This is a genomic window from Calidifontibacter terrae, assembly GCF_054778835.1.
The window spans coordinates 313,886-335,629 of sequence record NZ_BAAGZF010000002.1; the positions used below are offsets into that span (position 1 = coordinate 313,886).

The window sequence follows — 21,744 nt, forward strand, 5'->3', positions numbered from 1 at the left end:
TTGCGGAGCGTCAGTTGCGCAATTTGAGAGCGTTCACCCAGATCGTTGTCGTGGTCTCGACCAGCGCGTCCAAGGTGGCGCGCTCGCCGAGGCAGAAGGTGTCGAAGGCGACTCGGCTCACCATCGACGACAAGGCGCGAGCAGTCAGGGCCGGGTCCAACGACGGATCGGCGAGACCGGCCGCCTGCAGCTCGCGGATCGCCTTGGTGTTGCGCACCACGAACGCCTTGCTGCGTCGGTGCCGGGCCGCCCGGAACTCCGGATCGACCGCGGCCACCTGCTCCAGCAGCAGCATCAGCTTCGCGTTCTTGCGGTAGGTCCGCAGGTAGGCGCGGTTGCCGGCTTCGATCACCGCGCGGGGGGAGGACGCGTCGGCCAGCCGGGACGCTCCGGGGTGGAGCATCTCGTCCTGAACCTCCAGCAAGACCGCGTGGAAGATCTCATCCTTGCCGTCGAAATAGGTGTAGAACGTGCCGGTCGAGCAACCCGCCTCGAGGGTGATGTCGGTTAGGCGGGCATCGACAAAGCCGTCGCGCTCGAATACCCGGCGGGCGGCGGCGACCAGCGCCGCCCGGGTTCGAACGCCGCGCGCGGTGACCGGCGGCGTACGCAGTTTGCGCGCGTCGGCGAGGGCGGGCGGATGCGGATCGGTCGTCACGACCGCAACCCGTAGTGATCGACCAGATCCCAGGCGCGGGCGATCAGGTGCTCGGTGTAGTCCTGCCCCGGAGTCCCCGAAAGCGCCGCATTGTTCGGGTCATTGAGCACCCGTCGTCGAATCCCCTCGATGATGATCAGCAGTTTCCACAAGCCCAGGACGTGCCAGAAGCCGACGTCGGAGACATCGCGACCGGTCTGCGTGGCGTACGCCTCCACCAAGTCGGCGCGGGTGGCGAAGCCGGGCAGCGCGGCGGCGCCGAACAAGTCGCCGTTGATCGACTCGCCCTGCTGCGGCCAGTAGCCGAGCAGCGTGCCGAGGTCGGCCAGCGGGTCGCCGAGCGTCGACAGTTCCCAGTCCAGCGCCGCGACAACCTCACCGGTCGCCGGATCACACATCGCGTTCGCGAGGTGCAGGTCACCGTGCACCAGGGAGATCTCGGTGTGCGCCGGAATGTTCGCGGTGAGCACCTCGGCCAACCGATCGAGGTCGGGCGTCTCGCCGATCCGGCTTGCGGCCAACTGTTTGCTCCAGCGGCCGAGCTGGCGTTCGGCGTACGGCGCATGGCTGGCGAGGTCGGCCAGGCCCACCGCGTCGAGGTCGACCGCATGGATGCGGCCGAGCGTACGGGCGATCGACGGCCCGATCCCGGCCCGCACCGCGTCGGCCACGGCCGCTCCGGTCTGCGGGTTGTCGATGACCAAACCATCAACGTACGACATCAGCAGGTGGGGCACCTCCTCCAGATGCCACAGCCCGAAGACGTGGGGAACGGGCACGTCGGTGTCGGCGAGCGCGCTCATGATCCGCGCCTCGCGCGCGACGTCGTGAGCCGACTGCAGCAGTTTGCCCAGCGGCGGTCGCCGCAGGACCCAGCGCCGCTCCTGCCCGTCGGTGATCAGGTAGGTCAGGTTCGACTGCCCGGCACCGATCCGGTGAGCGGCCAACGGCTCTTGCACCGCCTCGCCGGCCTCACGCAGCCAACCGGCGACGACCGTCAATTCGAAGGGAAGGTCCGAGCTCACTTGCGGCGTCCCCAGTTCTCGTTGCGGCGGCGCAATTCGTAACGAGCGATCGTCTTCTTGTGGACCTCGTCGGGACCGTCGGCCAAACGCAGGGTGCGCAGTCCGGCCCAGAACCCGGCGAGCGGGAAGTCGTTGCTCACGCCGCCGCCGCCGTGCACCTGGATCGCGCGGTCGACGACCTTGAGCGCCATGTTCGGTGCGGCAACCTTGATCGCGGCGATTTCGGTGCGCGCGGCCTTGTTGCCGACGGTGTCCATCATGTAGGCGGCCTTCAGCACCAGCAGCCGACACATCTCGATCTCGATGCGCGACTCGGCAATCCAATCCTGGATGTTCGCGTTCTCGGCGATCGGCTTGCCGAAGGTGATGCGGGCCTGGGCGCGATCGATCATCATGTCGAGCGCGCGCTCGGCCATCCCGATGGCCCGCATGCAGTGGTGGATCCGGCCGGGGCCGAGGCGGGCCTGGCTGATCATGAACCCATCACCCTCGCCGGCCAGCAGCGCACTCTTGGGAACCCGTACATTCTCGAACAGCACCTCGCCGTGGCCCTCACGGTCGACATAGCCGAAGACCGGCAGGTTGCGCAGGACCGTGACCCCGGGGGTGTCGAGCGGAACCACGAGCATGCTCTGTTGACGGTGGGTGGGGCCCTCGGGGTCGGTCTTACCCATCACGATGAGCACCTTGCAGTTTTCGTGGAGCACGTTCGAGGTCCACCACTTGCGACCGTTGATGACGTATTCGTCGCCGTCGGCCTCGATCCGCGTCTCGATGTTCGTCGCGTCGGAGGAGGCGACCGCGGGCTCGGTCATCGCGAATGCCGAAGCGATCTCGCCGGCGAGCAGCGGCCTGAGCCACTTCTCCTTGTGTTCCGCTGTGCCGAAAAGTGTCAGCACCTCCATGTTGCCGGTGTCGGGGGCGTTGCAGTTCGTCGCCTCCGGGGCGATGTGGATGCTGCGGCCGGTGATCTCAGCAAGGTGGGCGTAGTCGAGGTTGGAGAGCCCGGGGCCCCATTCGGGGTGCGGGTGGAACAGGTTCCACAGACCCTGCGACTTCGCCTCGGTCTTGAGGTCGGTCAGCGCCTGCGGCATGGCGTGGGGGCGCCCCTGCGCGGTCAGCTGCGCCATCTGCTCCTCATAGACCGGCTCGGCCGGATAGACGAACTCGTCCATGAACCGCAACAGGCGCTGCTGGTAGTCCTTGCCGCGCTCGGTGAGCTCGAACATCACTTCTCCTCAATGGAATTGGTCAACAGCTGGTCGAGCTCGCGGCCCGTTGTGGCGGCGTCGCGGTGCAGGATGCCCTGCATCCCGAAGCGCTGCGCGGCCACGATGTTCTGCCGCAGATCGTCGATCATCACGGCCCGCTCCGGGGCGACGTGGAGCGCCTCGCAGACGGCGGCGTACGCGGCCCGCGACGGCTTGCGCACGCCGATCTCCCCGGAGATCACGACGGCATCGAACATGGCCGGCAGATCGAACCCGCGGTAGCAGTCCTCGCCGAGCGAGTTGGAAAGCAGGCCGACCTTCAGCCCGCGGGAGCGCAGATCGGCGACGAGCGCCACGCTGCGCTCATCGCGCGCCATGGCGCGCTGTACGCCGGCGAGGAGACCCTCGGCCGGCACATCGACGCCGTGGGCGCCGAGCCGTTCGGCGTAGCCGCGTTCGAAGTCGGCGGCCGGCAATCGACCCTCCTCGTGGTCGACCAGCAGGCGGGATGCCTCCGGATCGGTGGAGAGGACGCGCAGCGGTAGGTCGGGGTCGATGCCCAGCTCCCGGCCGTACGACCGGAAGGCGCCGAAGACGCTCGCGGTCAGAACGCCGCCGAAGTCGAAGACGACCGCCTCGATCGGACTCACTTCTCCCACACCACGGCCCGCTTCAGGATCTTGCCGGTCGGACCCTTCGGCAGAGCGTCGACGAACTTGAACGCGTGGGGCACCTTGTAGGCCGACAGGCGTTCCTTGAGGTAGTCGCGCAACTGTTCCGGGTCGAGGGTGACACCCGGGGTGGGGACGACGACCGCGGCGACCTCTTCGCCGTACGTGTCGTCGGGGATGCCGAGCACAGCGGCCTCGACGACATCGGGGTGTTCGTAAAGCACCTCCTCCACCTCGCGCGGGTAGACGTTGTAGCCGCCGCGGATGATGAGGTCCTTGGCGCGGTCGACGATCGAGAGGTAGCCGTCGGAGTCGAGCTTGCCCAAGTCACCGGTGCGCAACCAGCGGTCGACGAGGTCGGCGGCGGTGGCGTCGGGGCGGTTCCAATAACCGGCCATCACCATCGGGCCGCGCATGAACACCTCGCCAATCTCACCGGTCGGCAGCGTCGAACCGTCGGGGCCGCGAACCTCGATATCGGTGTCGGGCAATGCAACTCCGACGGTTCCGACGCGTTGCTCGATGTCGACCGCGTGATAGGTGGAGGCGCCGGTCGACTCGGTGAGGCCGTAGCCCTCCAGGATCGAACAACCGAATTTCTGCTCGAACGCGCGGATCACCTCGACCGGCAGGCTCGCTCCACCGGAGGCGGCGAGTCGCAGCGATCCGAAGTCGGCCGGTCCGAAGTCGCCACCGACGTGGAGCATGAAGTTCCACATGGTCGGGACGCCCGCGACCACGTTCAGTTGGTGGTCGCGAATCATCTCGACCATCGCGACCGGGTCGAACGGGCTGAGCAGCGACATGGTGCCGCCGGCGTACAGCGTGGTGTTGAGGCAGACGCACTGCCCGAACACGTGGAACAACGGCAGCGCTGTGCCGAACCGTTCGTTCGGGTCGAGGTGCAGCTGATCGCTGAACATGCGGGCCGTCTCGTTCAGGTTGGCCACGGTGAGTTGCACGCCCTTGGCGCGGCCGGTGGTGCCCGAGGTGTAGAGCAACACGGCGGTGTCGTCGGGGGAACGGTCGACCGGGTCCGCGGGGTCGGCGGCCTGCGGTGGGTCACCGCCGTCGTCGAGGCTCCAGAAGGTCAGTTCTTGGCTCGGTGTGGCGGCTCGCGCGTTGGCCATCGCTGCCGGTGTCGCGATGACCAACTCGGCCCCGGCATCGTCGAGCACGTAGGTGATCTCCGGCCCGGTGGCCATGGTGTTCATCGTGATGAGGATCGCGCCGGCCGCGTGGGCGCCGTAATAGGCGGCGGCGAACTCCGGGATGCTCGGCGCGATCAGCAACACCCGGTCGCCGGGGCTGATGCCGTAAGAATTCAGCGCGCCCGCCCATGCGGCGGCCTTGTCGCGCAATTGCCCGTACGTCCACGTCGTTCCGTTGCTGCCGCGCAGCGCGGGGTGATCGGGGTTATCGGCGGCGTGCTTCCAGACGGCGTCGGCGACGTTTGCCATGAGCGATCCCTTTCGTCGGGTCCACCTAACCTAGGTGAACCCGACGTCAGGTTCAATCGATTGTTTCAAGGCTGACGCCGAACGCCTCCGCCTGCCGCAGGAAGCCCGCACCCTCATCACCGCGACCGGCACGCTGCAGGGTGCGGCCCAGCAGCATCAAGGCGTAGGCATCGGTCGGGTCGCCGGCTACGAGGGCACGCGCGGACTGCTCCGCCCGGCCCAGTTGGGCCGAGTGAAAGTAGGCGCGGGCGAGAAGTTGCCGGGCGTCACCGGTCCCAGCGATCTGGTTCAGGCCGGTCTCGGCGAGCACGCCTTCGAGCTCGCGAGCCGCAGCGGTGTACTTCTGTTCCTGGAACAGTCGCTGGGCGTAGGTGTAGCGATCGAACTCGTTGATCATGGGTCCTCCTTCGAGTCCCGGTGGGACTCAGCGGTTCAGCAGCTCCTCGAACGGGGTGATGTCGGTGAACGGATCGGCGGCCGGTCGGCGAACCGTGGCGCCGCCGATCAGGGTGGCCAGTTCGCTGGTGGCGCGGTCGACTCGGCGGTCCAGCGCCGGAGCGCCGAAGTCCGAGGTCGCCGCGAAGATCGCGGTGGGCACGGCCAGGGCGCCGAGGTGGGCGACCAACGGACGCATGGTGTGGTCGAGCATCAGCGAGTGGCGCTCGCTGCCGCCGGTCGCGGCCAGCAGCGTCGGGGTGCCCCGCAGGCTGCCCTCCTCGATCAGGTCGATGAACGACTTGAACAGCCCCGCGTACGACGCCTGGAACGTTGGCGTGACCAGGATCAGCGCGTCGGCGCTGGTCACGTCGTCGAGGGCGTCCTTCAGGGCTCCGGTGGCGAAACCCGTCATCAGGGCGTCGACGACGGCGTGCGCGTGGTCGCGGACCTCGACGTGGCGTACGTCGACCCCGCCCAGCGCGCGGTCGGCCGAGGCGGCCAGTTGGTCGGCGAGCAACTTCGTCGACGACGGGTTGCGCAGACCGGCGCTGACAACAACGAGCTTCATGCGGAAACCTCCTGCGATTCCGAAGTGGACTGAGCCGCAACGCGGCTCGCGTGGGTGGGAGCGTCGGGGACGCCCGGCTTGCGCAGCGCAGCGAACTCCTTGCGCAACACCGGAACGACCTCTTCGCCGAGCAGGTCGAGCTGTTCGAGCACCGTCTTCAACGGCAGCCCGGCGTGGTCCATCAGGAACATCTGTCGCTGGTAGTCGCCGACGTACTCGCGGAAACCGAGAGTGCGTTCGATGACCTCCTGTGGCGAACCCACGGTCAACGGGGTCTCCTTGGTGAACGACTCCATCGAGGGGCCGCCGCCATAGACCGGCGCGTTGTCGAAGTACGGCCGGAACTCACGCTTGGCATCCTGGCTGTTCTTGGCAATGAAGGCCTGACCGCCCAGGCCGACGATCGCCTGGTCGGCGTTGCCGTGGCCGTAGTGCTCGAACCGCTGACGGTAGAGCGCGACCATCTGCTGGGTGTGCTCCGGCGGCCAGAAGATGTGGTTGTGGAAGAAGCCGTCGCCGTAATAGGCCGCCTGCTCGGCGATCTCGGGGCTGCGGATGGAGCCATGCCAGACGAAGGGCGCGACACCGTCGAGCGGCCGCGGGGTCGAGGTGAACGCCTGCAGCGGGGTGCGGTGCTTGCCCTGCCAGGTGACGTTCTCTTCCCGCCACAGCTTGTGCAGCAGCGCGTAGTTCTCGACCGCGAGTTCGATGCCGTCGCGGATGTCCTTGCCGAACCAGGGATAGACCGGACCGGTGTTCCCGCGCCCCATCATCAGGTCCATGCGGCCGTCAGCGAGGTGCTGCAGGTAGGCGTAGTCCTCCGCCAGGCGAACCGGGTCGTTGGTCGTGATCAGGGTCGTCGAGGTCGACAGGATGATGCGCTCCGTCTGCGCCGCGAGGTTGGCCAGCAGGACCGTCGGGTTGCCCGGAGCAGCGAACGGCGGGTTGTGGTGTTCGCCGGTGGCGAAAACGTCGAGCCCGACCTCCTCGGCCTTCTTCGCGATGGTGACGGTGGCCTTGATCCGCTCGTTCTCGGACGGCGTACGGCCCGTCACCGGATCGGTGGTGACGTCTCCGACGGTGAAGATGCCGAACTGCATGTCTGCCTCCTGGGCCCTGGTTGTTGACGTGTCACCTATCGTAACAGGTGATGGCCCCAGGTATTCCCGGACAGGCGATTGCTCAGAGGGCACCCTCGACGAACCAGATGGCCTTCACCTGCACCGTCTTGGGCTGCACGATGGCGTTGTAGGGCACGGACTGTGCGGTCCACTGCGGCGCGGAGGTCTTGAAGTACTGATACTTCCCGCCGGGCTGGGTCAGCAACTGGAAGTTCGGGCCGCAGCCGAGCCAGCCGTTGCGACCGGCGATGTGATGGCCCTGGTCGTGGGCCATCGGGGTGCAGATGGTGCCGTCGGCGAGCTCCACCTTGATCGGCCACGGCTGCGCATCCGCGGCGCCGGTGAAGCGCAGCGTCGACTTGAACATGACCAGCTTCTGGTCGGCGCTCTGCATACAGCCGACCTTGCCCCCGGTGAAGTTCATGCAGGCCAGCAGCGAGGCGGCGGTGGCCCCGCAGGTGAACACGCCCTTGCCCTTTGCGAACGGGGAGGCCTCCATGTCACCGCCGCGCGGCATCATGCAGAACCAGCTCGTGTTTCCGGGCGTGGTCGTCCAGCCGGGCGCCACGGTTCCGGCCGCCGTACGCGGTCGCATGCGGTGTTCGGTCGTGACCCACGAGGTGCCGGTGGCCGTGGAACTCGTCATCGAACTGGTCGTTGAACCTGTTGGCGATCCGGCTGTCGCACTCGACGTCGTAGCAGTCTGCGTTTCGGTTGAGGACGAGGACGAACTGCTGGACTGGGTCGTGCTCGGCGAAGTCGCTGATGTCGTATTCATCGTCGACGTCGACGTCGTAGAGCCGGCCGGGCTGGAGGTGCCCGCCGTGGTGTCGTTGGTCCCACACCCGGCCAGCGCGAGAGCCAGCAGCGGCAGAACGATGATTCCCGTACGTCGGCGGTCCAACATTTCTTCTTCTCCCCGGGTCGATGCGGTTGCTGCTGCTCAGTGTTGGGCCTGCGGCCCCCTTCTGACAACGGGCAGAGCTACCCATCGGGCGAATCAGTTGTCGACGTAGAAACAGAACGGGTGCCCCGCGGGGTCGAGCATCACCCGTACGGTCTCCTGCGGTTGGAAATCCGCAAGGTTTGCACCCAGCCGTACGGCGTCGGTCACGGCCGCCTCCAAGTCGTCGACCTCGAGGTCGAGATGGGCCCTCATCTGTGGTTCGCCGGCCTTGGTCGGCCAGACCGGTGGGACGTAGAGCGGTTCTGTGGCAAACGCCAAGTTGTACCCGGCATCGGCTGCGGGCGCGAGTGTGACCCAGTCGGCCTCGTTGGTGAAGATCGTCCAGCCGGTGACCTCGGCATAGAAGCGGGCGAGGGCGCGAGCGTCGGTGGAGTCCAACACAACCCCGAACCACGTGGTCTTACTCGTTCGGCTGGTTTTGTCGGCCATGGAACAACCGTCGCCCCCGCAGCACTGCCGGTCAAGGCCCGGGCGGCTCGTTGATAGCGTTCATTTCATGGTGATGACGCGCGAGTTCAGCGTTCCCCGCAACTACGAATTGACCGCGCAGGACATCATCGCTCGGGCGCCGTGGCGGCATGCCGCAACTACCCCGGACCTGGTGCTGTTCGAGTCCTACGTGAACGACGCCTGGGCGCCGATCACGGCGCGAGACTTCCTCGATCAGGTGCGGGCGACTGCGCGCGGACTGGTCGCGTCCGGCATCCAGCCCGGCGACCGCGTGGCGCTGATGGGTGACACCCGGTACGAGTGGATGGTGTTCGACCTCGCGATCGCCAACACCGGCGCGATCACTGTCCCGATCTATCCCTCGTCGTCGGCGGCCCAGGTCGCCTGGATCCTCTCCGACTCCGGCGCTCGCCACATCGTGGTCGATGACGCCCTGCAGGCCGCGGTGGTCACCGAGTCGAATGCCGACGTGACCTGCCTCGTCATCGATGACGGTGCGCTGTCGCAATTGGCCATCCGTGGCCAAGACGTCGACGACAGTGAGATCGAGCGTCGGCGGGACACCCTCGACCTGGACCAGCCGGCCTCGATCGTCTACACCTCGGGCACCACCGGGCGGCCGAAGGGTTGCGTCCTGACCCACCGCAACGTGACCGCAGAAGTGCTCGCGATCTGCAACAGCAACGTCGGTCAGGTCGCCGTTCCCGGTAGCCGACTGATGATGTTCCTGCCGCTCGCGCATGTCCTCGCGCGCGCCGTCACCTACGCCGGTCTGCATGGCGGAATGACGACCGGATTCTGGTCGGACTTCAAGACGATCTCCGACAAGTTCGTCAGCTTCCGGCCTCACATCATCCTCGGCGTCCCACGGGTCTTCGAGAAGGTCCACGCCGGCGCGCGGACAGCGGCCAACAACGGGGGAGCGGTGAAGGCGCGCATCTTCGCGCGGGCCGAGGCCACCGCCGTACGGTTCAGCGCCACCGAAGCGCCCGACCGGCTGCAACGCGCCCACCGCGCGGTCTACGACCGGCTCGTGTTCGCGAAGGTTCGGGCGGCCACGGGTGGCCAGTGCCGATACGCGATCTCCGGCGGTGGAGCCCTCAACCCCCGGCTGGCCCAATTCTTCGAGGGCCTGGGCCTGCCGGTTTACGAGGGCTACGGGCTCACCGAGACCTGCGCCGCGATTACCGTCAACCAGCCGGATGCCCATCGGATCGGCACCGTCGGTCGGCCGCTGCCCGGCAACGCGGTTCGGGTCTCGGACAGCGGCGAGCTGCAGCTGCGCGGCGATCTGGTGTTCCGCGACTACCTCGGCAACGAGCAGGCAACGGCCGACGCCTTCGACGACGGCTGGTTCCGCACCGGTGACCTAGGCACGATCGACGAGGACGGGTTCGTACGAATCACCGGACGGGCCAAGGAGATTCTGGTCACCGCCGGTGGCAAGAACGTTGCCCCGGGCCCGATCGAGGACGCGCTGTGTGAGAGCCCGCTGATCGGCCACGCGATGCTGGTCGGTGAGGGGCGGCCCTACATCGCGGCCTTGCTCACCATCGACCCCGAGGGTGGGCCGGTTTGGGCCGCCGACCACGGCGTCGACCTCGCGACCCTGCCCGAGAACGAGGCGTTCCGCGCCGAGGTGCAGGCCGCAATCGACCGCGCGAACCAGGCGGTTTCCCACGCGGAGGGCGTCAAGAAGTTCGTCCTGTTGCCCCAGGACTTCAGCGAGGAGGGCGGCGAGCTCACCCCGACCCTGAAGATCAAGCGACATGTCGTGCTCGAAAAGCAGGCGGTCGCGGTGGAGCAGCTCTACTCGCGCTGATCGGTGACTGTGGCGATGTGCACCAGCGCATCCCCGGAGTTGACCAGCGGCGCTTCGCTGCGCGCGATGACCAAGCCTTCGCGGTCGGCGTAGACGGCCCGGAGGGTCTTTCCGTAGGCGTCGTAGAGGGCGCCCATGCGTTCGCCCTTCTCGACGGACTGGCCGAGTTTGACGTTGAGCCGCAGGATGCCTGTTCGTCTGGCGCGCACCCAACCACTGCCGCGGCATTCCACCGACGGCACCGGCGGCTCCTCGACCGGATCGGTCATCTGCAGGTGGGCCAGCACGCGCAACACACCTTGCACTCCGGCAGCGATCGACCAGTCGTCGAGGCGCAACGCCTCACCGGCCTCGTAGAGCAAGACTCGGGTGCCGCGCTCGCCGGCGACATGGCGCAATGAACCGTCGCGGATCGCGGCATGGAGCATCGCCGGGGCGGCGAACGCCTCGGCGAGTTCGCGCGTACGAGGGTCGTCCAGGTCGGCGCGGATCTGCGGCAAGTTGGTGCGCCGGTCGGAACCGGTGTGCAGGTCGATGCCGAGTTCGCATTTCGCGACCACCTCCTGCAGGAACAGGTGGGCGATGCGGCCGGCGAGGGAGCCGCGGGCCGATCCGGGGAAGGATCGGTTGAGGTCGCGGCGGTCGGGTAGATAGCGGTCGCCAGCCATGAAGCCATGCACGTTGACGATCGGGACCGCGACAAGCGTTCCGCGAAAAGCCTTGGGGTTCAACGAAGCCAGGACTTCGCGGATGACCTCGACACCGACGATCTCGTCGCCGTGGATCGCCGCGTTCACCCAGACGATCGGCCCCTCCTCCTTGCCATGAACGACCCGCACCGGGAGGTCGATCTCGGCGCCGGTGACCAGTCGAGTGATCGGCAGTTCCAGAGACTGAATCGTTCCGGGACGAACACGTACGTTGCCGATCGCGAAGGATTCGCGCGCCATCAGCGGCCGCGATTCCGGCGGCGTACGGCCAAGGAGGGCCGACCCCCCGCGTACGAACTGGCGGAGTCGACCAGGAATCCGCGGCTGAGCGCCTCGCGGCCAATCAGCATCCGGAAGCCCATCTGATCGCGGTCGGTGAGCGTCATCTCGATCTCGATGTCGCGGCCGGCGAGGGTGAGTCGGGTGTGGATGACGGGCCGTTCCTCGGCGTGTCCGGAGGAGCTTCGTACGGAGCGTTCTTCGAGCAGTGGCGCCTGCGCTCGCACGATGTCCTCCGTCGATTTCTGCCATGGGCGAATGCCGAACGAGACCCACAGCGCACCGTCGCGCTCGAAGCGGTCGACGTCAAAGGCGTGCAGGCTCGAGGTGCGGGCTCCGGTGTCGACCTTGGCCTTGATGGCCGGGACGCCGAGGTCGGGGAGGGCGACCCACTCGCGCCAACCGACGGTGATGGAAGATAGGGGCTGCTCTGACACCGGAACAGTTTGGCAGGCAACACCTTTGAAACTTGCGATCCTCTCCCGTGCGCCGCGTGCGTACTCCACCCAGCGCCTGCGCTCGGCGGCCCTCGACCGTGGCCACGACGTCAAGGTGCTCAACACCTTGCGGTTCGGAATCGACCTGGCCGGTGAGGGCCCGGACCTGCAGTTCCGCGGGAAACCACTGTCGACCTACGACGCCGTACTGCCCCGGATCGGCTCGTCGATCACCTACTTCGGAACGGCCGTCGTTCGGCAGTTCGAGCAGATGGACGTCTACACGCCCAACACCGCCAACGGGATCTCGAACAGTCGTGACAAGTTGCGCGCCACCCAGATCCTGTCGCGCCACAACATCGATATGCCGGCCACCTTCTTCGTACGAAACCGGGCCGACGTGAGCCAAGCGATCGAGTCGGTCGGCGGGGCGCCGGTGGTCATCAAGTTGCTGGAAGGCACTCAGGGGATCGGCGTGATCCTGGCCCCCGAGGTGAAGGTCGCCGAGGCGATTATCGAAACGCTGCAGTCCGCCTCACAGAACGTGCTGATCCAGTCGTTCGTGAAGGAGAGCAAAGGCCGCGACATTCGCGCCTTGGTCGTCGGCGACCGGGTTGTTGCCGCGATGCGCCGGTCCGCGCAGGGCGATGAATTCCGTTCCAACGTCCACCGCGGCGGCACAGTGGAGCCGGTCGAGTTGACGCCCGCGTACGAGGAGACCGCCGTCCGGGCGGCCCAAATCATGGGGCTGCGGGTCGCCGGTGTCGACATGCTCGAGGGCAACGACGGCCCGCTGGTGATGGAGGTCAACTCCTCGCCGGGGCTGCAGGGCATCGAGACCGCGACCCGGCTCGACGTGGCCGGCGCGATCATCGACTTCATCGCCGATCAGGTCGACTTCCCGCAGATCGACGTGCGCCAACGACTGGCGGTCTCGACCGGTTATGGCGTCGCTGAACTCGCGGTCCATACCGGCTCCGATCTGGTGGGAGTTTCGTTGCGGGACAGCGGTTTGCCCGAGCGGGACATCACGGTGTTGACGCTGCACCGCGGCGCCTCGGTCATTCCGTCACCGCGCCCCTCCCGGGTTCTCGAAGCCAACGACCGGCTGCTCTGCTTCGGCCGGTTGGAGGAGATGCGCTCGATGATTCCGGAGCGCCCCAGGAAGCGGCGCCGGGTGAAGAAGCTGGCCAAGGCGGCGATCGAGGAAGCTCAGAACCCGCAGCCCTGAGGGGCCACATACCGCGGCAACCGCGGATGGCCGCGAATCGTCCGTAGGCTCAGGCCCGTGGAACTCGAGTTCGATGCCGAGGTGATCGAGTGGCGCGGGCCGGCGCCGTACCTCTTCGCGGTCATGCCCGAGCCCGAGGTCGGGGAGCTGTCACTGATTGCGCGCGAGGTGACGTACGGCTGGGGCTGCATCGCGGCCGTCGGCCAGGTGGGTGACACCGAGTTCACCACCTCGCTGTTTCCGCGGAACGGTGGCTACCTGGTGCCGATGAAGGTGGCGGTGCAGCGGGCCGAAGGGGTCGAGCTGGGGGACGTAGTGCACGTGCGGCTGCGGATCGGATGATGATCCGCGACGCTCGGCCCGATGACGCCGCTGCCTGCGCGGCGATCTATGCGCCGTACGTCCGCGACACCTGCATCTCGTTCGAACAGACTCCGCCTGACGAGGTGGAATTGGCGGCGCGGATCGCGGCCAACCAGAAGGCCCATGCCTGGCTCGTCGCGCAGGAGGCAGGACGGGTCGTCGGTTATGCGTACGGCTCCCCGCACCGCGCCCGCGAGGCCTACCGATTCGCGACGGACGTGAGTGCCTACCTCGACGTCGAGGCTCGGGGACGTGGCGTCGGCCCGGCGCTCTATGGGGCACTGCTCGACCGGTTGGCCGATCTTGGCTATCGGATGGCGTGCGCCGGAATCGCGCTTCCTAACGAACGCAGCGAACGGTTTCATCGGGGAATGGGGTTCGAGGAAGTCGGCATCTATCGGCGAATCGGGTGGAAGTTCGACGCCTGGCGGGACGTGCTGTGGTTGCAGCGTCCCTTGGGCGACGATCCGGCCGCCCGACCATTGAGATAACTCCTGCGGTCTGACGCACCTCCAAATGTGCAGTGCCCTGAAACCGGGGGGGGGTTATCTCGATTCAGAAGTCGCCGGCGATGTGCCGCATCCGCCCGATGATGCGTACGAGGTCGGTCACGTCGTCGGGGTCGAGGCCCGGCGCCGCGAAGACGTCCGCGTTCAGGGCGGCGGTCGCGTCGGCGGCGAGGGTGCGGCCAGTCGGGGTGATCCCCACGACGTACGCACGCCGGTCGCCCGGGTGGGTAGAGCGCTCGACGAGGCCCGCGGCCTCGAGTCGATCAACCGCGTTGGTCACCGAGGTCGGGTGGACCTGCAGGCGCGAGCCGATCAACTTCATCGGCAGGGTGCCGCGCCGACTGAACGACAGCAGCATCAACACCTCGTAGCGGGCGAAGGTCACGCCGTACGGCTTCAGCGCGGTGTCGACTCGGGCCGCGACGATCTGTTGCGCGCGCATGAGCGAGGTGACAGCCGCCATCCCCGGGGCGGCGGCGCCCCATCCGTGGGCGGCCCAGAGGTCCTGCGCGACCGCGACCGGGTCGGCGGTCAGCGGGGTCGTCGGGGTGGTCATGGCAGCGATGGTAGTCCTTTGACGGCCAATAGTTGGACGTCCTACTATCTTCGGAGACCTACCTCACACCCGGAGGAAACCCGATGGCCGAACAGCCTGCTCTGCACCGCCCGAAGAACCACGTCCGGATTGTCACTGCCGCGAGCCTGTTCGACGGTCACGACGCCTCGATCAACATCATGCGCCGGATCATGCAGACCCAGGGTGCGGAGGTGGTCCACCTCGGCCACAACCGGTCCGTACAGGAGGTCCTCGACGCGGCGATCGAGGAGGACGTCCAGGGCATCGCGGTCAGCTCCTACCAGGGCGGCCACGTCGAATATTTCGAGTATCTGGTCGATCTGCTGAAGCAGGCCGGCGCCGGCCACATCAAGGTCGTCGGCGGGGGTGGCGGCGTCATTGTGCAGGACGAGATCGACCGACTGCGCGCCGCTGGGGTCACCATTTTCTCGCCGGAGGACGGCCAGCGGATGGGCCTGGTCGGGATGATCAACTCGGTCATCGCCGACTGTGACCACGACCTGTGGCAGCAGGGCCACCCCGGCGTCGAAGCCGTGTTGTCCGGCGACCGAGCGGCCTACGCCCGCGCGATTACCGGCGCTGAGCAGGGCGTCCTCCCAGCCGAATTCGTGGCGTCGATCGAGCAGGCAGCAGCTGCGAAGCGGGTCCCCGTTCTCGGCATCACCGGCACCGGCGGGTCCGGCAAGTCCTCGCTGACCGACGAACTGCTGCGCCGACTGCGACTGGATCAGCAGGACAAACTGCGCGTTGCGGTGTTGGCGATTGACCCGACTCGAACCCGCGGCGGCGGTGCGCTGCTCGGTGACCGAATCCGAATGAGCTCGCTCGACGGCGACCGAATCTTCTTCCGCTCGTTGGCCACTCGAGGCAGCAACCAGGTTCCCGAACATCTCGACCAGGTGCTGGCGCTGACCAAGGCCGCTGGCTTCGACCTGATCGTCTTGGAGACCCCCGGTGTAGGACAAGGGGATTCGGCGATCACCGCGTTTGCTGATGTGTCGATGTATGTCATGACGCCGGAGTTCGGCGCCTCCAGTCAGTTGGAGAAGATCGACATGCTCGATCTGGCCGACGTCGTGGCGATCAACAAGTTCGAACGCCGCGGCGCAGAGGATGCGCTGCGCGATGTGGGCCGTCAGATGGTGCGCAACCGTGAGGCCTTTGGCAAACGGCCGCAGGACATGCCGGTCTACGGCACCTCCGCGGCGACCTTCAATGACGACGGTGTCACGGCGCTCTATCAGGAGCTCCGAACCCTGTTGGCGGACAAGGGGATGCACGTTGAGGAAGGCGTGTTGCCCCACGTCGACACCAAGCAGTCGACCCGGATCGCGACCATCGTCCCCGCCTCGCGCGTGCGGTATCTGTCGGAAATTTCTGACACAGTGCGTGGCTACCACGCAGCCACCGAGAAGTTCGCCGCCGCGGCCGCCCGCGCGCAACGGTTCGAGCTGGTTGCGGGTGAGCTCGCCGACGTGTCGGAGGAGCTCACGCAGAAGCTCGGCGAAGCGCGAGAATCTGTTCCGTCTGAGGTGACACAAGCAGTAGTTGACTGGCCGAAGGTGGTCGAGTCCTACTCCGGCGACGAACAGGTCGTAACCATCCGGGGCAAGCAGATCGTCAACAAACTCACCCGGGAGTCGTTGTCCGGCAACAAGATTCCGCGGGTGTCGCTCCCGCGGTTCACCGACCACGGCGAGTTGGTGTCGTTCCTGCGGCGGGAAAATTTGCCGGGGTACTACCCGTACACTGCCGGCGTTTTTCCGTTCAAGCGTGAGGGTGAGGACCCGGCGCGGATGTTCGCCGGTGAGGGTGACCCGTTCCGGACCAACCGCCGGTTCAAGCTGGTGAGCGAGGGGCAGCCGGCGACCCGGTTGTCGACCGCGTTCGACTCGGTGACGCTTTATGGCCGCGACCCCGACGAACGGCCCGACGTCTACGGCAAGGTCGGCACCTCCGGCGTTTCGATCGCGACCCTCGATGACATGAAGGTGCTCTACGACGGATTTGACCTCGTGTCGCCGACGACCAGCGTCTCGATGACGATCAACGGACCGGCGCCGACCATCCTGGCGTTCTTCCTCAACACCGCGATCGACCAGCAGGTCGACGCCTTCGTCGCTCGGGAGGGCCGCGAACCCACCGGCGCCGAGCGCGAGGAACTGACGGCGTACGCACTCGCTAACGTCCGCGGCACAGTGCAGGCCGACATCCTCAAGGAGGATCAGGGCCAGAACACCTGCATCTTCTCGACCGAGTTTAGCCTGAAGATGATGGGCGACATCCAGCAGTGGTTCATCGACCACGCGGTGCGCAATTTCTATTCGGTGAGTATCTCCGGCTATCACATCGCCGAGGCCGGGGCGAACCCGATCAGCCAGCTCGCGTTCACCCTCGCGAACGGCTTCACCTATGTCGAGAGCTACCTTGCGCGCGGCATGGAGATCGACGAGTTTGCGCCGAACCTGAGCTTCTTCTTCTCCAACGGCATGGACCCCGAATATTCGGTGCTCGGCCGGGTCGCCCGTCGCATCTGGGCGGTTGCCATGAAGGAGAAGTACGGCGCCAATGACCGAAGCCAGAAGTTGAAGTATCACGTGCAGACGTCGGGTCGTTCGCTGCACGCGCAGGAGATGGACTTCAACGACATTCGCACCACGCTGCAGGCGCTGATCGCGATCTATGACAACGCGAACAGCCTGCACACCAATGCGTATGACGAGGCGGTCACGACCCCGAGCGCGGAATCCGTACGCCGGGCGCTGGCGATTCAGCTGATCATCAACCGCGAGTGGGGCCTGGCGATGAACGAGAACCCGCTGCAGGGTTCGTTCGTCATCGACGAGTTGACCGACCTCGTTGAGGCTGCGGTTCTCAAGGAGTTCGACCGGATCACCGAGCGCGGCGGGGTGCTTGGCGCGATGGAGACCGGTTATCAGCGCGGCCGCATCCAAGACGAGTCGATGCTCTACGAACACCGCAAGCACGACGGGTCCCTGCCGATCATCGGTGTGAACACCTTCCGCAACCCCAACGCTGAGGACGGCACCCCGAAGCATCTCGAGTTGGCCCGGGGAACCGAGAGCGAGAAGCAGTCGCAGCTTTCCCGGTTGCGTGACTTCCAACAGCGCCACTCCACGCAGGCGGAAGCCGCGCTGGAGGAGTTGCGGGCGGCCGCCGTTGCTGGCGACAACGTCTTCGACGTGTTGATGCGGGCGGCTCGAGTGTGTTCGTTGCAGCAGATCACCGAGGCGTTCTTCGAGGTAGGCGGGCAATACCGGCGCAACGTGTGATCGCCGCCCCCGCGACCTTCCATCAGCCGCGTTTGCGGGGGACCCAGTGGTTGCCGGTGGCGGTGACGATCGGCACGAGGTCATCGCGATGGACGATGTGGTGGTGTTCGTCGCAGAGCAGGCGCCCCAGATCGAGCCTGGTGGGACCACCTTCGGCCCAGGGGATGGCGTGGTGGACGTCGCACCAATCTGGTGGTCTTCCGCATCCGTCGAAGGTGCAGTGTTTGTCGCGGTGGATGACTGCTTGTCTCAGTCCGCCGGTGAACAGGCGTTTACTCCGCCCGACGTCCAGCGGCTCGGAAGGTGATCCGAGGACCATCGGCAGGATGTTCGCGTCGCAGGCCATCCGGCGCACGGTGGCCGGGGTGATCGACAGACCGTCGCGAGTGATGCCGGCGCCACTGCCACCGCCGGGGCGCAGTTTTCCGGCGAGGGTCTCGAAGTCAACCGTCACCGACAGGTGCACCGGACCGCTGCTGGTCACGGTGGGGTCTGCGTCGAGCCAGCGGGCGACTCTGCGGAAGATCATCATCAGGGCATCAATCCGGCGCTTGCCCGGCGAACGGTCGTCGTCGGCTAGGCGCACCAGCCTCGCGGGGTCGGCCGACTCCCTGGCGGACACAGTGGCGGGATCGCCGGCACCAGGGTCCTCGGAGTTCGAGCCACTGGTGTGGCGGTGGTGTGGGTCCTCGCAGCAAGACGTTCGTGGGGCGGGGCCGGAGAGCGACTGCAGTATGTGTTTGAACTCTGCGGCGTGGTCGGCGGATAGCAGACCTTCGAATCCGGTCATGCCGTCTTTGTCGTCCCAGGAGCGTAGGAACTCCAGACGTTCTTGTTTTGCTTCGATGTCGTCCAGGGCGTCGGGGGTGCCGTATTCGGCGATGATCTGCCGGGTCAGTTCGGCGACCGCCTCTTTGCCGGCGGCGGCGGGGAGCGTGAGGAACCAGCCGTGGATTTCGTCGTAGGTGGCGTCGGGCAGGACGTGCTTGATCCGGTTCACGTGATGCAGCGCGGAGCGCGCCACCGTCACCGAGGCGCGGCCCTCGCGGACGGCGTTGGTCATCACGCGGTGGGAGGCATGGAGGCTGGCTTGAGCGATGTTTGCGATCCGGGTCGCGTGGGCGGGTTCGATCCCCGGGACCCGGAGTCCTTCCGGGACCACGGGCTCGGATGACTCGGCCCGCGCAATGCGGGCGTTGGTCACTAGCGGCCCGGCGTCGTTGCGGGCTTCGGCGCTGATCAGGGTGTCGGCGCCCTCACCAGCAGAGACTCGGGCAACCCATTGGGCTGCACCGCCAGCGGTGGAATTCTGCACCGCTCCGCGGTCGATTGCGTCGGCGGTGAGTGAGACGAGCACGGCCTCGGCGCGTTGTAAGTAGGCCGCCACGAGGCGCGCGGCGTCGGTGAGCTCGGGGTCGGTCAGTTGTGAGCTGGCATCGCCGAGCGCGGGCAGATCAGGCAGCCCGTCGCGCAAGCGCACCAAGAGGGAGAGGCCGGACCCCGGGTCGAGCAGGCGGGCAGCGCCACGGTTCTCCGTCTCGCCTGTCGGCTCAAGTGGCCGATAGCTCGCGGGCAGTGGAACATCGGTGATGGTCATTGCTGCCCCCTTCCACGCTCCCCAGGTGATGCCTCCATCGTACGCCTGTTCGAATGCATTTGGAAGGGGTGTGGATAACGAATTTCGTTTATCCACAGGCAGATTCGCCCGTTCTAGTTATCCACAGACGTTGCTTGGGGTCTTGACTTGCGACGGGTTTCGACGCGGCTCAACCAACGGAACGCGGCTCAACCAACGGACCGCGGCTCAACCAACGGACCGCGGCTCAACCAGTCGCCTCACGGCCGGATCGCCTTCAGATTCTCCGCCAGCCGCAGCCCGGCCGAACCGTCGTCGACGTCTTGGCCGTCGACCAGCCACACCTCGTGTCCGTCGCCGCGCAGCCGGCGCATCAGTTCCAGCAGCATCCGGCGCGCGGTGGCGTCGATCGAGGTCGAATTGAACAGGTCGACGACGACGGTGTGTTGCTCCGGTGGATACTCCTCGACCAGGCGGATGACCTGCTCGACGCTGGCGAAACGCAGCGGCCCTTGCAGCTCGTAGTGATACGCGGAGATTCCGCCGGGGAGAGTGATCTCACGATGGCGGCGAACAACCGATCGGGTCAGCGGCGGCACCGTCATCAGGTGCATTCCCATCTCGTGGCTGAGTCGCTCGAAAGTGGCAACGCCGCGCACGCTGTTGCCGTGTTCGTCGAGCCGCGGAGAGAAGGTCGCGACGCCGAACTGGCCGGGCAGCGCGCCGATGATCCCGCCACCCACACCGCTCTTGGCCGGGATGCCGACGGTCGTGATCCAGTCGCCGGCGGAGTCGTACATCCCGCAGGTCAACATCACCGACAACGTCTGCACCACGACATGCGGATCGACCACTTGTCGCCCGGTGACCGGGTTGGTCCCGCCGTTCGCCAACGTCGCAGCCATCACCGACAGGTCGCGCGTGGTGACGCGCACGGCGCACTGGCGGATGTAGCCGCGTACGACCGCCTCGGGATCAGCGGTCAACATGTCGTAGCTGCGCAACATGTGGGCGATCGCCAGGTTGCGGTGGGCGTGCTGCATCTCCGACGAAAATGCCCGCTCGTCGACGTCGAGATCGCGACCGGCGAACTGCGACAGGCCCTCGATGATCAGCTCGGTGCATCGCTCGGCGCTGTCCTGCGGGGCGCCGACCAACGAGTGCGCGGTGATCGCGCCGGCGTTGATCATCGGGTTCAGCGGTCGTTTGGAGTTGCGTTCCAGTGACAGCTCGTTGAACGCTTCGCCGGAGGGTTCGACGTCGATCCGTTCGAGCACCTCTTCGAGCCCGCGATCGCGGATCGCGAGCGCATAGACGAACGCCTTCGAGACGGACTGAATGGTGAAGAGGGTGTCGGCGTCGCCGGAGTCGTACGTGCGCCCGTCGGCGGTGGTCAACGCGATTCCGAACATCGTCGGATCGACGTTCGCCAACTCCGGGATGTAGTCGGCGGTCGCTCCGCCGGTTGCCCCGGCGCATTCGTCGGCGAGCTCTGTCAGATAGTCGGGCACGATCGATCGCATCGGACGTCCTCTCACCTCGGGTCCGCCCCACGGTAGGCAACGACCGCGGCTACGGTGAAACCGATGCGCACCCTGACCGACGACCTTGGCGCCCGAGTCGACCTGCCGGACCGGGTCGAGCGGGTGGTCAGCCTGGTGCCCTCGCTGACCGAGGCGATCGCGACGACCTGCCGCGAGACGTTGGTGGGTGCCACCGATTGGTGCACCCGCCCGAGCGACTTAGCCGTACGCAGGGTGCGTGGCACCAAGAATCCAGACCTCTCCGCGATCGCGGAGCTGGCCCCCGACCTGGTGATTGCGAACAAGGAAGAGAATCGCGAGCTGGACGTAAAGCGGCTGCGGCAGAACGGGATTGCGGTCTGGGTCACCGACATCGAGACGGTCGATCAGGCGCTGACCTCCATGCGCCGGTTGTTCACCGAGGTGTTCGCGGTTGACCCGGACTGGTTGGGTGAGGCTGAACGGGGGTTCGCGGAAGTGCCGCCGGCCACCAGCCAGAAGGTGGTCGTCCCGATCTGGCGGGACCCGTGGATGGTCGTTGGGCGGCCGACGTACACCGCGGATCTGCTGGCCCGGCTCGGCTACGACGTGATCGCGCCGGAGGCGGGTCGCTACCCCCATGTCGACCTCGCAACCATCGACGACCCAGCTCTTGCTGACCTCGCGCTGTTGCCCGACGAGCCCTACGTGTTCACCACCCAGGATGGGCCCGACGCGTTCGGCAAAGTGCCGACACGACTGATCAGCGGCCGGCTCATCACGTGGTACGGCCCGGCGATGCTCGAAGCCATCGAGCAGGTCAAGATTCGCGCACGTTAGCGACATCTGCGGCGTCCGATAGCCCGCGCAGATGTC

The 21,744-nt window shown here is 66.7% G+C and carries 22 protein-coding genes; 6 read left to right on the plus strand and 16 right to left on the minus strand.

The annotated features are described in order from the left end of the window. Nucleotides 1-10: 10 nt before the first annotated feature. The 11 genes from ACYU98_RS04205 to ACYU98_RS04255 form a co-directional block, all read right to left on the minus strand. Complete coding sequence (locus ACYU98_RS04205; protein ID WP_460466937.1) at nt 11-658, minus strand: TetR/AcrR family transcriptional regulator; 648 nt, start codon at nt 656-658, stop codon at nt 11-13. Continuing rightward, nucleotides 655-1,683, minus strand: coding sequence for a phosphotransferase family protein (locus ACYU98_RS04210; RefSeq protein WP_460466938.1), 1,029 nt, complete (start codon nt 1,681-1,683; stop codon nt 655-657). The genes ACYU98_RS04205 and ACYU98_RS04210 overlap by 4 nt, the downstream gene beginning before the upstream one ends. Continuing rightward, nucleotides 1,680-2,912 carry an acyl-CoA dehydrogenase family protein gene (locus ACYU98_RS04215; RefSeq protein ID WP_460466939.1) on the minus strand — a complete coding sequence of 411 codons (1,233 nt, stop codon included), beginning with the start codon at nt 2,910-2,912 and terminating at the stop codon, nt 1,680-1,682. Before ACYU98_RS04215 ends, ACYU98_RS04210 begins: the two co-directional genes overlap by 4 nt. Next, nucleotides 2,912-3,544 (minus strand): HAD family hydrolase, encoded by a 633-nt coding sequence (locus ACYU98_RS04220; RefSeq protein ID WP_460466940.1) that lies wholly within the window; start codon nt 3,542-3,544, stop codon nt 2,912-2,914. The genes ACYU98_RS04215 and ACYU98_RS04220 overlap by 1 nt, the downstream gene beginning before the upstream one ends. Next, entirely contained in the window at nt 3,541-5,025 is a 1,485-nt protein-coding gene (locus ACYU98_RS04225) for an AMP-binding protein (protein ID WP_460466941.1), read from the minus strand. The genes ACYU98_RS04220 and ACYU98_RS04225 overlap by 4 nt, the downstream gene beginning before the upstream one ends. A gap of 52 nt (nt 5,026-5,077) precedes the next feature. After that, on the minus strand, nt 5,078-5,422 hold the full coding sequence (locus ACYU98_RS04230; RefSeq protein WP_460466942.1) for a tetratricopeptide repeat protein: 345 nt from the start codon (nt 5,420-5,422) through the stop codon (nt 5,078-5,080). A 27-nt stretch (nt 5,423-5,449) separates the two neighbouring features. Beyond that, complete coding sequence (locus ACYU98_RS04235; protein ID WP_460466943.1) at nt 5,450-6,031, minus strand: CE1759 family FMN reductase; 582 nt, start codon at nt 6,029-6,031, stop codon at nt 5,450-5,452. Then, nucleotides 6,028-7,131 (minus strand): LLM class flavin-dependent oxidoreductase, encoded by a 1,104-nt coding sequence (locus ACYU98_RS04240; protein WP_460466944.1) that lies wholly within the window; start codon nt 7,129-7,131, stop codon nt 6,028-6,030. Before ACYU98_RS04240 ends, ACYU98_RS04235 begins: the two co-directional genes overlap by 4 nt. A gap of 82 nt (nt 7,132-7,213) precedes the next feature. Then, a complete protein-coding gene (locus ACYU98_RS04245) occupies nt 7,214-7,672 on the minus strand; it encodes a hypothetical protein (protein WP_460466945.1) in 459 nt (152 codons plus the stop codon). After that, complete coding sequence (locus ACYU98_RS04250) at nt 7,653-7,997, minus strand: hypothetical protein (protein ID WP_460466946.1); 345 nt, start codon at nt 7,995-7,997, stop codon at nt 7,653-7,655. Before ACYU98_RS04250 ends, ACYU98_RS04245 begins: the two co-directional genes overlap by 20 nt. A gap of 155 nt (nt 7,998-8,152) precedes the next feature. Next, on the minus strand, nt 8,153-8,548 hold the full coding sequence (locus ACYU98_RS04255) for a VOC family protein (RefSeq protein ID WP_460466947.1): 396 nt from the start codon (nt 8,546-8,548) through the stop codon (nt 8,153-8,155). A 67-nt stretch (nt 8,549-8,615) separates the two neighbouring features. On the opposite strand from ACYU98_RS04255, the gene ACYU98_RS04260 reads away from it, so the two are divergent. Beyond that, nucleotides 8,616-10,391, plus strand: coding sequence for an AMP-dependent synthetase/ligase (locus tag ACYU98_RS04260; protein WP_460466948.1), 1,776 nt, complete (start codon nt 8,616-8,618; stop codon nt 10,389-10,391). Here ACYU98_RS04260 and ACYU98_RS04265 read toward each other — a convergent pair. Together ACYU98_RS04265 and ACYU98_RS04270 are read right to left on the minus strand one after the other, a co-directional pair. Beyond that, nucleotides 10,379-11,341 (minus strand): succinylglutamate desuccinylase/aspartoacylase family protein, encoded by a 963-nt coding sequence (locus ACYU98_RS04265; protein WP_460466949.1) that lies wholly within the window; start codon nt 11,339-11,341, stop codon nt 10,379-10,381. The genes ACYU98_RS04260 and ACYU98_RS04265 overlap by 13 nt on opposite strands. Continuing rightward, a complete protein-coding gene (locus ACYU98_RS04270; RefSeq protein WP_460466950.1) occupies nt 11,341-11,817 on the minus strand; it encodes an ATP-dependent zinc protease family protein in 477 nt (158 codons plus the stop codon). The genes ACYU98_RS04265 and ACYU98_RS04270 overlap by 1 nt, the downstream gene beginning before the upstream one ends. A gap of 25 nt (nt 11,818-11,842) precedes the next feature. On the opposite strand from ACYU98_RS04270, the gene ACYU98_RS04275 reads away from it, so the two are divergent. From ACYU98_RS04275 to ACYU98_RS04285, 3 genes are read left to right on the plus strand one after another with little or no spacing between them, the layout of a single operon-like run. Continuing rightward, nucleotides 11,843-13,048 carry a RimK family alpha-L-glutamate ligase gene (locus ACYU98_RS04275; protein ID WP_460466951.1) on the plus strand — a complete coding sequence of 402 codons (1,206 nt, stop codon included), beginning with the start codon at nt 11,843-11,845 and terminating at the stop codon, nt 13,046-13,048. 57 nt (nt 13,049-13,105) lie between these two features. Then, complete coding sequence (locus ACYU98_RS04280) at nt 13,106-13,390, plus strand: DUF1905 domain-containing protein (RefSeq protein WP_460466952.1); 285 nt, start codon at nt 13,106-13,108, stop codon at nt 13,388-13,390. Further along, the gene (locus ACYU98_RS04285; RefSeq protein ID WP_460466953.1) at nt 13,387-13,902 is read left to right on the plus strand and encodes a GNAT family N-acetyltransferase; all 516 of its coding nucleotides are present in this window, start codon (nt 13,387-13,389) and stop codon (nt 13,900-13,902) included. Before ACYU98_RS04280 ends, ACYU98_RS04285 begins: the two co-directional genes overlap by 4 nt. 64 nt (nt 13,903-13,966) lie before the next feature. On the opposite strand, the gene ACYU98_RS04290 is transcribed toward ACYU98_RS04285, so the two are convergent. Further along, complete coding sequence (locus tag ACYU98_RS04290) at nt 13,967-14,476, minus strand: MarR family winged helix-turn-helix transcriptional regulator (RefSeq protein WP_460466954.1); 510 nt, start codon at nt 14,474-14,476, stop codon at nt 13,967-13,969. A gap of 83 nt (nt 14,477-14,559) precedes the next feature. On the opposite strand from ACYU98_RS04290, the gene icmF reads away from it, so the two are divergent. After that, nucleotides 14,560-17,790: a fused isobutyryl-CoA mutase/GTPase IcmF gene (icmF, locus tag ACYU98_RS04295; protein WP_460466955.1), complete on the plus strand. Its 3,231-nt coding sequence runs from the start codon at nt 14,560-14,562 to the stop codon at nt 17,788-17,790. Between the two features lie 22 nt (nt 17,791-17,812). Here icmF and ACYU98_RS04300 read toward each other — a convergent pair whose 3' ends face one another. Beyond that, on the minus strand, nt 17,813-19,387 hold the full coding sequence (locus ACYU98_RS04300) for an HNH endonuclease signature motif containing protein (protein ID WP_460466956.1): 1,575 nt from the start codon (nt 19,385-19,387) through the stop codon (nt 17,813-17,815). Between the two features lie 239 nt (nt 19,388-19,626). Continuing rightward, on the minus strand, nt 19,627-20,889 hold the full coding sequence (locus ACYU98_RS04305; protein WP_460466957.1) for a glutaminase: 1,263 nt from the start codon (nt 20,887-20,889) through the stop codon (nt 19,627-19,629). A 63-nt stretch (nt 20,890-20,952) separates the two neighbouring features. Between ACYU98_RS04305 and ACYU98_RS04310 the strand changes: the two genes are divergently transcribed. Continuing rightward, nucleotides 20,953-21,708, plus strand: coding sequence for a helical backbone metal receptor (locus tag ACYU98_RS04310; RefSeq protein ID WP_460466958.1), 756 nt, complete (start codon nt 20,953-20,955; stop codon nt 21,706-21,708). Nucleotides 21,709-21,744: the final 36 nt, after the last annotated feature.